We start from the raw sequence: 11,200 nt of genomic DNA, 5'->3' as shown, positions 1-11,200 counted from the left end.
GCAGGAGGGGGGTGTCCGGACGTAAAGCGTAGGAGTTCTAGCGATCGAGCAGTCCGGACACCCCCCTCCGGAGGCCCCGGAACCCGGCACCAGACAAGCGCACCGCAACCACCACACCCGGCCGCCCCCGCCGGACGGCGACACCGCAGTCCGGACACCCCCCTCCGGAGGCCCCGGACCCCGGCAGGCGAGAAACACACCGCAACCCAGACCCTGGCGGCGCAACCGCGGCGCAGCCAAGACCCGCAACCCCCGCCGGACGGCGACACGGCGGCTAGCCCTCCGCGATCACCACCGCCGACGCCACCCCCGCATCGTGGCTCAGCGACACGTGCCAGCCCCGTACCCCCAGCTCCGCCGCCCGCGCCGCCACCGTCCCCCGTACCCGCAAGCGCGGCTGGCCCGACGGTTCGACGTAGACCTCCACGTCCGTCCACCGCAGACCGCCCGGCGCGCCCAGCGCCTTCGCCGTTGCCTCCTTCGCCGCGAAGCGCGCCGCCAGCGACGCCACCCCCCGGCGGTCGCCTCCCGGCAGCGTCAGCTCCTCGTCGCGGAACAGCCGCGCGGCGAGTTGCGGTGTGCGCCGCAGGGACTCGCCGAACCGTTCGATCTCCGCCACGTCGATCCCCACCCCGATGATCAAGCCGGACTCCTCACTCCACCGTCACGGACTTCGCCAAGTTACGCGGCTGGTCCACCTCGTTGCCGCGCGCCGTCGCCAGCTCGCAGGCGAACACCTGGAGGGGCACCGTCGCGACCAGCGGCTGGAGCAGCGTGGGCGTCGCGGGGATGCGGATCAGATGGTCGGCGTACGGGACCACCGCCTCGTCGCCCTCCTCCGCGATCACGATCGTCCGCGCACCCCGCGCCCTGATCTCCTGGATGTTCGACACGATCTTGTCGTGCAGCACGGACCGGCCGCGCGGTGACGGTACGACGACGACCACCGGCAGGTCCTCCTCGATCAGGGCGATCGGGCCGTGCTTCAGCTCGCCGGCCGCGAAGCCCTCCGCGTGCATGTAGGCCAGTTCCTTGAGCTTGAGCGCGCCTTCGAGGGCCACCGGGTAGCCCACGTGGCGGCCCAGGAAGAGCACCGTGCGCTTGTCCTTGAGCGAGCGGGCCAGCTCCCGTACCGGCTCCATCGTCTCCAGCACCCGCTCGACCTCGCAGGAGATCCGCGACAGGTCCTTGATGACGGCGCGGATCTCGTCGCCCCACTTCGTGCCGCGCAACTGGCCGAGGTAGAGCGCCACCAGGTAGCAGGCGACGAGTTGCGTCAGGAACGCCTTGGTGGAGGCGACGGCGACCTCGGGGCCCGCATGGGTGTAGAGGACGGCGTCGGACTCGCGCGGGATGGTCGAGCCGTTGGTGTTGCAGATGGCCAGGACCTTCGCGCCCTGTTCGCGGGCGTGCCGCAGCGCCATCAGCGTGTCCATGGTCTCGCCGGACTGGGAGATCGCGATGACCAGCGTGCGCGGGTCGAGGATCGGGTCCCGGTAGCGGAACTCGCTGGCCAGCTCCACCTCGCAGGGCATCCGGGTCCAGTGCTCGATGGCGTACTTCGCGATGAGCCCGGCGTGGAACGCCGTACCGCACGCCACGATCACCACCTTGTTGACCGCGCGCAGCACGGACGCGGGGATCCGCACCTCGTCCAGGTGCAGCGAGCCCTCGCCGTCGATCCGGCCGAGGAGGGTGTCGGCGACGGCCTTGGGCTGCTCGGCGATCTCCTTGAGCATGAAGTAGTCGTAGCCGCCCTTCTCGGCGGCGGAGGCGTCCCAGTCGATGTGGTACGAGCGGACGTCGGCGGGCGCGCCGTCGAAGTCCGTCACCGTCACGCCGTCCCTGCGCACCTCGACCACCTGGTCCTGGCCCAGCTCGACAGCCGAGCGGGTGTACGCGATGAACGCGGCGACATCCGAGGCCAGGAACGCCTCGCCCTCGCCGACGCCGACCACCAGCGGGGAGTTGCGGCGCGCTCCGACGACCACGTCCGGCGCGTCGGCGTGTACGGCCACGAGCGTGAAGGCGCCGTCGAGCTGACGGCAGACCAGGCGCATCGACTCGGCGAGGTCGCCGCAGGAGGAGAAGGCCTCGGCGAGCAGATGCGCGACCACTTCGGTGTCGGTCTCGGAGGCGAGGTCGTGGCCGCGGTCGGTCAGCTCGGCGCGCAGGGCGGCGAAGTTCTCGATGATGCCGTTGTGCACGACGGCGACCCGTCCCGCGTTGTCCAGGTGCGGGTGCGCGTTGGTGTCGGTTGGGCCGCCGTGGGTGGCCCACCTGGTGTGTCCGATCCCGGTGGCTCCGCTCGGCAGCGGCGCTTCCACCAGGGCTTTCTCCAGATTGACGAGCTTTCCGGCCTTCTTGGCCGCCGCGAGCCCCCCGTCGGCGAGCACGGCGACCCCCGCCGAGTCGTAGCCCCGGTACTCAAGCCGCTTGAGTCCTGCGACGACCACATCAAGCGCCGACTGTCCGCCGACGTAACCCACGATTCCGCACATGTCGGCAGCCTACGGTGAGGGTCCCCGTGCCTCTCGTGACCGACGCTCCCGAGCGGACGAGTCGCCGGAACGTCTGGTGTCAACCGCCCCCGACCGCATTCAATGGCCCGGTGACGCTCCGCACGTTGATCACCCTGCCCCGGATGCTCCGGCACGGCTCCGCCGTCGGCGCCGACCTGCCGCCCGACACCGCCGTCGTCCTGGACCCGCCGGCCCCCGAGCTGCGGGGCGCCCTGATCGCGGCGGCGGCCGGTGACCACCGCCCCGCGCGTGACCTGCTGGCCGCGACCCGGCTCGGCGGCGAGTGGGAGCGGCGCGGCAGTTGGGTGCCCCGGCTCGCTGCGAGCGCGCTGCACAGCCCGGGGTGGCTGGACGACTGGCTGGCGGCCGAGCCGGAGAATCCGGACGCCGCGCTGGTCAAGGCCGATCTGCGGGTGAAGCAGGCATGGGAGATACGTACGGCGGCCCGCGCGAAGGATGTGGCGCAGGACCAGTTCCAGGCGTTCTTCGCGCTGCTCGACGACGCCGTACCGGTCATCGGCGCCGCCGCCGAGCTGAACCCGACCGATCCGGTGCCGTGGCAGCTCGCGCTCACCCACGCGACGGGCAGTCAGGCGCCGCGCGAGGTCTTCGACGCGTACTGGGCCGAGGCGGTGGAGCGCGCCCCGCACCACTACGGCTGCCATGCGGCGGCGCTGCAGTACCTGTGCGACAAGTGGCACGGCTCGCACGAGGAGATGTTCGACTTCGCGGAGCGGGCGGCGCGCGGCGCGCTGCCCGGGTCGCTGCTACACGGGCTGCCGCTGCTGGCCGCCGTCGAGTACGACGTGGTGGCGAACGCGAACGTCACTTCCGGCGACCAGCGGATCCCCCGGGCCCGGATCGAGGCCGCGATCGAGCGGGCGCTGGAGCTGTCCGCCGGATGTCCGCCGGGCGATCCGGAGGCGGCGGGCGTACGGAACCAGTTGGCGCTGATGCTGATCCTGGCCGGGCGGCACGAGGAGTCGCTGGAGCAGTTCCGGGCGCTCGGCGTGCACGCGACGGAGCTGCCGTGGGCGTACTTCGGCGACGCGCGCAGGGAGTTCCTGGACTTCCGTACGGGCGTACGGATGCACGTGGCGGCGCGGATCCCGTTCTTCTCCGCGCCGAAGCCCGCCCCGCGGACGCGGAGCGCCGACCACACGCCGCGCTCGCTCGCCCTCGTCAAGGCGCCGCCGCACAAGGTCGCCGAGGCCGCGCTGGTCTGCGGCGTACCGCTGCGGATCGCACCGGCGGCCGAGGGGGTGTCGTACGTCGAGGTGGCGGCGGAGGCCACCGGCGCAGCGGTGCCCGGCGGGCGCGCGGCGCTGCTCGGCGAGGAGCGGCTGACCGCGGCGGCCGACAACTTCACCACCGGCGAGCGCTGGCCGGCGCTGGTGCTGCGCAGGACGGCCGACCGGTACGGCGTGACGCTCGTCCAGCGCGGCAAGACGCTCGCCGACCACGAGTGGGACCCGGCGGCGCCGGTCCCGGACCATGCGACGGCCGCCGCCACGGCGCGGGCGCTGGCCGCCGTGTACGGCGTCGACGACATCCGTCCGCTGACGTCCCTGCTGCGCGGCTCGGACGCCCCCGACCGGCGGCAGAGCGCGCTCGTCGCCGCGCTCGGCCTGCCCCTGCCGCCGGCCGCCTTCGGCGAGCGCGACGAGGTGCTGACGGAGCTGCCGGGCGCGCAGGTGCTGGCCAGGCACGGCTTCTTCGCCGGTCTGCGGCGGGTGCTGGCGGCGGGCGGCGCGCACCGGCCGGGCGCCCTGCGGCCACCGCCGGTGCTGCCGCGCCCTGTGCTGCCCCGGCCGCGCGGCTGGTGGACGCTGCGCCTGCTGGGTGTGCTGCTGTTCCTGCCGACCACGGCGTACGCCTGGTGGGCCCCTGACGTGGGCCATCTGCGCGCCGTGCTGGCCTCCGTCGCGACGCTGTATCTCGGCGGCCAGCTCACCAGGGCCTGGCGCCAGCGCACCCGTACCCCGCGCGCCGCCGCGCACGTGACCGAGCCCACCGCACAGGGCGCGCCCGCACCCCCGACAATGGACGCGTGATCAATTCAGCGCCACACACCGCACAGCGCCGGGCCGAGCACGGGCCGACCCCCTATGTCGACCTCACCCGCGCCGAGTGGAGCGCGCTGCGGGACAAGACACCGCTGCCGCTGACGGCCGACGAGGTGGAGCGGCTGCGCGGGCTCGGCGACGTGATCGACCTCGACGAGGTGCGGGACGTCTATCTGCCGCTGTCACGGTTGCTGAATCTGTACGTCCAGGCGACGGCCGGGCTGCGCGGCGCCCTCAACACCTTCCTCGGCGAGGCGGGCGGCGGGCACGGCGCGCAGCGCGGCACGCCGTTCGTCATAGGGGTCGCGGGCAGTGTGGCGGTGGGCAAGTCGACGGTGGCCCGGCTGCTGCAGGCGCTGCTGGCGCGCTGGCCCGAACACCCGCGCGTGCAGCGGATCACCACGGACGGTTTCCTGCTGCCGATGAAGGAGTTGCGGGCGCGCGGGCTGATGGCGCGAAAGGGCTTCCCCGAGTCGTACGACCGGCGGGCGCTGACCCGGTTCGTGGCCGACATCAAGGCCGGCAAGGACGAGGTGACCGCGCCGGTCTACTCGCACCTGATCTACGACATCGTGCCGGGCGAGCTGCTGACCGTACAGCGCCCCGACATCCTGATCGTGGAGGGGCTGAACGTCCTCCAGCCGGCCCTGCCGGGCCAGGACGGCAGGACCAGGGTCGCGCTCGCGGACTACTTCGACTTCAGCGTGTACGTCGACGCCCGCGCGGACGACGTGGAGGCGTGGTACCTCAACCGCTTCCGCAAGCTGCGCGAAACGGCGTTCCAGGACCCTTCTTCGTACTTCCGGAAATACACCCAGGTGTCCGAGGAGGAGTCGCTGGACTACGCGCGCACGATGTGGCGAACCGTCAACCGGCCCAATCTGCTGGAGAATGTCGCGCCGACCCGCGGCCGGGCCACGCTCGTGCTGCGCAAGGGCCCTGACCACAAGGTACAGCGGTTGTCGCTGCGCAAACTCTGAGTGACCGCATCTGCCCCTCCCCGTACGTGAGTTCTTTTTCGCTGACTGAATGTGTTCCTTCCATTACCTTGGTGTGGCCAAGCGAGGTCGTGACAGCGATGTGATGGAGCATTCAACTATGTTCGGTCCGGGGATTGGCCAGAAGTTAGCCGTGCCGCCGACGGCCGGAGGCAGGACCTGATGCCGCGCCTGTCACGGCAGACGATCCGCGAGCAGGAGGAGCTCCAGGACCGGCTGGAGCGCGAGATCGCGGCGCTGAAGGGCGAGTTGGCCCAGCGGGACGACACCCTGCGGGCGATCGTCGGCGAACTGCACCATCTGAGCGCCGTACGGCTGCCGGAGTCGGTGATGTCCACCGCACACCCCCGCGTCCATGTCCCCGGACTGCTCGACAACCGCCTCGCGGGCGGGGATGTCGACCAGCTCCTCACCCAACTGATGCAGCAGGCGGCCCAGTTCGTCGTGGACGAGCGGCGCAGGGGCGACGAGTCGGCCAAGGCCGTGATGCGCGGCGTCATGGGCAAGCTCCAGGCCCAGCACTACCGCCAGCAGACCTTCGTGCAGAGCATGCAGGAGCGCTACGACCATCCCGACGTGGCGCAGGACCTGGTCAGGCTGGACGAGCTGAACGAACGCAACCTGCGTCTTGTGCAGGGCCTCGCCGTGGTGTGCGGCCGGTGGCCGGGTCTCGCGCGGGAGGACTCGCCCGTCCAGGACATCGTCAAGAGCGCCACCGGCCGGGTCGTCGGCTACCAGCGCGTCGCCCGGTCGAGTTACCAGGTCAGGGGCCGGCTCGCGGTGACGGCGCGGGCCGTCGAACCGCTCGCGATGGTCCTCGCCGAGCTGCTCGACAACGCGCTCAGCCACTCCCCCAGCAACGTCGACGTGGAGGTCGCCGTCAAACACGGCGCCAGCGGCTGCACGTTCTTCGTCACCGACTGGGGACTCGGCATGAGCGCCGAGGAGTTGCGGCGCGCCAACGGCCTCGCGTCCGGCGACCTCGGGCAGTTGCTCACCGACCTGGAGGGCGAGCCGCCCGGTATCGGCCTGCCGGTGGTCGGCGCCATCGCCCGGCAGTACGGCTTCCACACCGTGCTCGAACCGTCCCCGTACAGCCATGGGCTGCGCGCCGCCGTGCTCGTACCCGAGCCGCTGCTCGTGACGATCGAGGAGCGCTACGTCGAGGCCCGGTACGAGGAGTCCGCCGGCCTGCCCGCGCGGCACGAGACGTACGAGGCGGGCACCGCCTACCCGCCCCGCGCCGCCTCGGCCGGTCTGGACGGGCTCGGCGGCTTCGGCGTCCTGGAGTCCCCGGCGGCCGACGCGGGCCAGGCCGACGAGCACGCCCGCAGCGCGCTGCCGCAGCGGCGGGCGCTGCGCAGACGGGCGGCCGAGGGGCAGCCGCCGCCGGAACAGGACGGCTGGGCGCAGCCGCGAGGCGGCTGGGAGCGGGAGGATCCGGCGATACATACGCACGCCGGCGACCATCCCCCGCTGCCCCCGCTCCAGTTCACCGGGCAGCCCGGCACCGCCGAGCCTGACGGACCGAGCCCGGCGGAGAGCCGGAACCGGTGGGCGGCGCTCCAACTGGGCACGGCGGCGGGCCGCGCAGCCGACGAAGAACACGCAGTCGAGGAACGGGGAACCCACTCATGACGACCGCAGCGCGCCATCCCAGGCTCCGTACGACCGAGGAGACCATGTCGTGGGTCCTCGATCCGCTGACCGAGATCCCCCATGTGCGGCATGCCGTCGTCCTGACCACCGACGGGCTGATCGAGGGCCGCTCGGCCGATCTGCCGAGGGCGGACGCGGAGGGCGCTTCCGCCATGCTGGCGAGCATCATGTCCGCTTCGCGCGGGCTGCTCGGGGCGTACGAGGGCTCGGCGGGCGCCAGTCCCGTACGGCAGGTGGTCATCGAGGGCCAGGACGGGTACGCCTTCCTCACCAGCGCGGGCGAGAACACCGTCATCTCGGTCTACGCCGACATCGAGGTGGATCTGGGCGTGGTGGCCCACGAAGTGCAGGTGCAGGTCAAGAAGTTGCGCCGGGCGATGAGCAGCCCGCCGCGCGAGCCCGGTACGACCGGTACGGGCGCGGCAGGCCGCGAGCCCGGTACGGGCGTGGCCGGCGCCGGTACGGGCGTGACCGGCGCCGGCGCGGCGGACACCGTGTCATGACAGCGGGCCGGGTGCCGAGGCCCTTGGTGCGGCCTTATGTCGAGACCGACGGCAAGGCCCGGACCGATCGCTACTCCCTCGAACGCATAACGCTGCTGCACCGCGTGAGCGACGAGGTCCCGCCGGGCCTGAGCGACAAGCAGCGCGAGGCCATGGACCTGCTCGGCGGCGGCGCCCTGACCCTGGTCGAGACGGCCTCCTGCCTGCGGATGCCGGTGTCCCTCTCGAAGGTGGTGCTGGCGGATCTGATCGCCTCGGGGTGCGTGCTCGCCCGGCCCCCGGTGCCGCAGGCGGCGCGGCACGACCCCGACCTGCTGAGAAAGGTGCTCGATGCGCTCCAGCGAGCCAAGTCCGTCTCCTGACGCCGCGTCGGGCGGCCGTCCGGCGCCCGACTACCTGCCGTCGAACGCGCTGATGCTGAAGGTCGTCGTGACGGGCCCGCTGGCGGTCGGCAAGACCACGTTCGTGAGCACGGTCTCGGAGATCAGGAGCCGGCACACCGAGGAGCGGATGACCCAGGCGGGCGCGCTGGTCGACCAGTTGGACGGATACCGGGCCGACGGCGAGGCGGCCAAGACCCACACCACCGTCGGCACGGACTTCGGCCGGCTGACGCTGGACGAGCGCATGGTGCTGTATCTGTTCGGCAGCCCGGGGCAGCGGCGGTTCCGGGTGCTGTGGGACGACCTGGTGCGCGGCGCCCTCGGCGTGCTCGTCCTCGTCGACACGAGTCGGCTGGAGGCCGCTTTCGAGGTGATGGACATGGTGGAGGCGGCCGACGTGCCGTACGCGGTCGGTGTCAACCGCTTCCCCACCTCGCCCGTGCACAGCCTGAGCAGCGTACGGGCCGCTCTCGACCTGTCCCCCGGCACTCCGCTGATAAGCGTCGACGCGCGGGACCGCGACGAATGCCTGGACGCCCTGATCGCCATGACCCGGCACGTCTTAGCCCCGTTGGAGTCAGTGTGACGACGCACGCCACCCCCGCCCCCGCCGCGGGACCCGCCCCCGAACTGCCCGCCCTGTACGGCCCCGAGTACGCGGCCGACGCCTACGGCCTCTACCGGCGGCTGCGGGCCCGCGGCAAGGTCGTCCCCGCCGAAATCGCCCCGGGCGTAAGGGCGTTGCTGGTGACCGACCTCGACACCGCGCTGGAGGTGCTGCACGGCACCGACCTGTGGTCCAAGGACCCGCGCACGTGGGAAGCGGCCCATCTCGCGCCCGATTCGCCGGTGCGGGGCATGCTCGGCTACCGCAGGAACCCGATGTTCACGGACGGCGAGGAACACGCCCGGTACCGGGGCGCCGTCACCGACTGCCTGGCCCGCTTCGAGCCGCACATCCTGCGCTCCATGGTGCAGCGCAGCGCCGACCGGCTCATCCAGGGGTTCGCGGCGAAGGGTGAGTGCGACCTCGTCGCGGAGTTCGCGAGGGGCCTGCCCGTCCTGCTGTTCAACGAGATGTTCGGCTTCCCCGACAAGGAGAGCGACCGGCTGGTCGGCGCGCTGACCGACCTCACCAGCGTGCACGAGGAGACGGCGCAGGCCGCGTATCTCACCTTCGCCGGCTACATCGGTGATCTGGTCTCGCTCAAACTCCGCGAGCCGGGCAGGGACTTGACCTCCTGGCTGCTGTCCCACTCGGCGAACCTCACCACGGAGGAGGTCACCGAGGAGCTGATCCTCACCATCGGCGCGGCCCACGAGCCCACCAGCGGGCTGATCGGCAACAGCCTGCACCGCATGCTGACCGACGACCGGTACTACAGCACGCTCACCGACGGCGCCCTGACCGTGCACGACGCGATCCGGGTCGTGCTCTGGCACCAGTCGCCCGCCGCCAACTACGGCGCCCACTTCGCCCGCAAGGACACCGTCCTCGGCGGGGTGCGCGTCAAGGCCGACGAACTCGTCCTGATCTCGTTCGCCGCGATCAACGACGCGGGCGCACCCGAGTGGCCCGAGGAACCCGGTGACGGCGGGCGCGCGCATCTGGCGTTCTCGGCGGGCCCGCACGCCTGCCCGGCGAAGGACCCCAGCGTGCAGATCGCGGCGACCGCCATCGAGCAGCTCACCTCCTGGCTGCCCACCCTCGAACTGGCCGTCCCCGCGGACGAGTTGGTGTGGCGCCCGAACGGCTTCCTGCGCGGTCTCGCCGCCCTGCCCGTGCGCTTCACCCCCATCCACCCCGACCAGGTAGGAACCACACCATGGACACCGACCCCCAGCGCGTCCTGATCGACCCGACAGGCCGCGATCTGCCCGGCGAGACGGCGCGGTTAAGGGAGTTGGGCACGGCCGTGCCCATAGCGCTGCCCGGGAACGTACCGGCGTGGGCCGTCACCCGGCACGCGGCCCTGCGCGCCCTGCTGCTCGACCCGAAGGTCAGCAAGGACCCGGGCCACTGGACGCTGTGGACGGACGGGACCATCCACGCGGACCCGGCGGCGCACTGGCTCTACGGCTGGATAGGCGTCGACAACATGTTCACCGCCTACGGCCCCGACCACCGCAGGCTGCGCACGCTCGTCTCCCCCGCGTTCATCGCGCGCAGGACCGAGGCGATGCGGCCCCGCGTCCAGCGCATCACCGACACCCTCATCGCGGAACTGGCCGCCGTACCGGACGGCGAGAGCGTCGACCTCGTCGCGGACTACGCGCACCCGCTGCCGATGCGCTTCATCTGCGAACTGTTCGGTCTGCCCGAGGAGTTGCACGCCGACACGGCCCGGCTGGTGAACGTGATCGTCACGACGACCGCGCCGCCGGCCGAAGTGGCCGCCGCCATGGGCGAGTTCCAGGAGCTGCTCGGCAACTTCGTCGCGGACAAGCGGCTGCACCCCGGCGACGACCTGACCAGCGACCTGATCGCCGCGCGGGCCGACGACAACGACCGTCTCGCCGAGAAGGAACTGATCGACACGCTCGTGCTGATCCTGGGCGCCGGGCACGAGACGACCGTCCACTTCATCGGCAACACCGTGGCCGCGCTGTTCAGCCACCCGCGGTACCGCGACGAGCTGGCGGCAGGCGAGTTGACCTGGCGTCAGATCACCGACGAGGTGCTGCGCTGGGCGCCGCCGGTCGCCAATCTGCCGCTGCGCTACGCGACCGCCGACATCGAGGTCGACGGTACGGTCATCCCGGCGGGCGAGGCGATCCTCACCACGTACGCGGCCACGAGCTGGGACCCCGAGCAACACGGCCCCGACGCGCATGTGTTCGACCCGCACCGCACGCAGCGGGACAACCTCGGCTTCGGGACGGGCGTGCACCGCTGCATCGGCGCACCGCTGGCGCGGCTCGAAGCGAGCATCGCGCTGCCCGCGCTGTACGAGCGCTTCCCCGACCTGACGGCGGCGTACGGGACGCAAGACCCGGTCACCCACGAGTCGTTCATCATGTACGGCCACCCGCGGCTGCCGGTGCGCCTGACGAAGTAGCGGGGCTCCA

General features: G+C 72.0%; 10 protein-coding genes. 8 read left to right on the top strand and 2 right to left on the bottom strand.

Annotated features, from left to right (window positions below; genetic code table 11):
* Nucleotides 1-274: 274 nt before the first annotated feature.
* Nucleotides 275-643 carry a holo-ACP synthase gene (locus ACZ63I_RS31860; RefSeq protein WP_469342769.1) on the bottom strand — a complete coding sequence of 123 codons (369 nt, stop codon included), beginning with the start codon at nucleotides 641-643 and terminating at the stop codon, nucleotides 275-277.
* A gap of 10 nt (nucleotides 644-653) precedes the next feature.
* Complete coding sequence (gene glmS, locus ACZ63I_RS31855) at nucleotides 654-2,501, bottom strand: glutamine--fructose-6-phosphate transaminase (isomerizing) (RefSeq protein WP_469342768.1); 1,848 nt, start codon at nucleotides 2,499-2,501, stop codon at nucleotides 654-656.
* A gap of 110 nt (nucleotides 2,502-2,611) precedes the next feature.
* Between glmS and ACZ63I_RS31850 the strand changes: the two genes are divergently transcribed.
* The 8 genes from ACZ63I_RS31850 to ACZ63I_RS31815 all read left to right on the top strand — a co-directional run bounded on the left by ACZ63I_RS31850 (nucleotide 2,612) and on the right by ACZ63I_RS31815 (nucleotide 11,190).
* A complete protein-coding gene (locus tag ACZ63I_RS31850) occupies nucleotides 2,612-4,576 on the top strand; it encodes a hypothetical protein (protein WP_469342766.1) in 1,965 nt (654 codons plus the stop codon).
* On the top strand, nucleotides 4,576-5,568 hold the full coding sequence (gene coaA / locus ACZ63I_RS31845) for a type I pantothenate kinase (protein ID WP_469342774.1): 993 nt from the start codon (nucleotides 4,576-4,578) through the stop codon (nucleotides 5,566-5,568). The genes ACZ63I_RS31850 and coaA overlap by 1 nt, the downstream gene beginning before the upstream one ends.
* Before the next feature lie 180 nt (nucleotides 5,569-5,748).
* Entirely contained in the window at nucleotides 5,749-7,224 is a 1,476-nt protein-coding gene (locus ACZ63I_RS31840; RefSeq protein WP_469342765.1) for an ATP-binding protein, read from the top strand.
* Nucleotides 7,221-7,748, top strand: coding sequence for a roadblock/LC7 domain-containing protein (locus tag ACZ63I_RS31835; protein ID WP_469342764.1), 528 nt, complete (start codon nucleotides 7,221-7,223; stop codon nucleotides 7,746-7,748). Before ACZ63I_RS31840 ends, ACZ63I_RS31835 begins: the two co-directional genes overlap by 4 nt.
* Nucleotides 7,745-8,110 (top strand): DUF742 domain-containing protein, encoded by a 366-nt coding sequence (locus ACZ63I_RS31830; protein ID WP_041985635.1) that lies wholly within the window; start codon nucleotides 7,745-7,747, stop codon nucleotides 8,108-8,110. Before ACZ63I_RS31835 ends, ACZ63I_RS31830 begins: the two co-directional genes overlap by 4 nt.
* Entirely contained in the window at nucleotides 8,079-8,717 is a 639-nt protein-coding gene (locus ACZ63I_RS31825; RefSeq protein ID WP_469342763.1) for a GTP-binding protein, read from the top strand. Before ACZ63I_RS31830 ends, ACZ63I_RS31825 begins: the two co-directional genes overlap by 32 nt.
* Entirely contained in the window at nucleotides 8,714-9,985 is a 1,272-nt protein-coding gene (locus ACZ63I_RS31820; protein WP_469342761.1) for a cytochrome P450 family protein, read from the top strand. Before ACZ63I_RS31825 ends, ACZ63I_RS31820 begins: the two co-directional genes overlap by 4 nt.
* Nucleotides 9,958-11,190: a cytochrome P450 family protein gene (locus ACZ63I_RS31815; RefSeq protein ID WP_469342759.1), complete on the top strand. Its 1,233-nt coding sequence runs from the start codon at nucleotides 9,958-9,960 to the stop codon at nucleotides 11,188-11,190. The genes ACZ63I_RS31820 and ACZ63I_RS31815 overlap by 28 nt, the downstream gene beginning before the upstream one ends.
* Nucleotides 11,191-11,200 lie beyond the last annotated feature (10 nt).

Source organism: Streptomyces sp. NPDC087906 (genome assembly GCF_055584925.1).
This window is presented reverse-complemented; position numbering and strand designations above follow the sequence as displayed.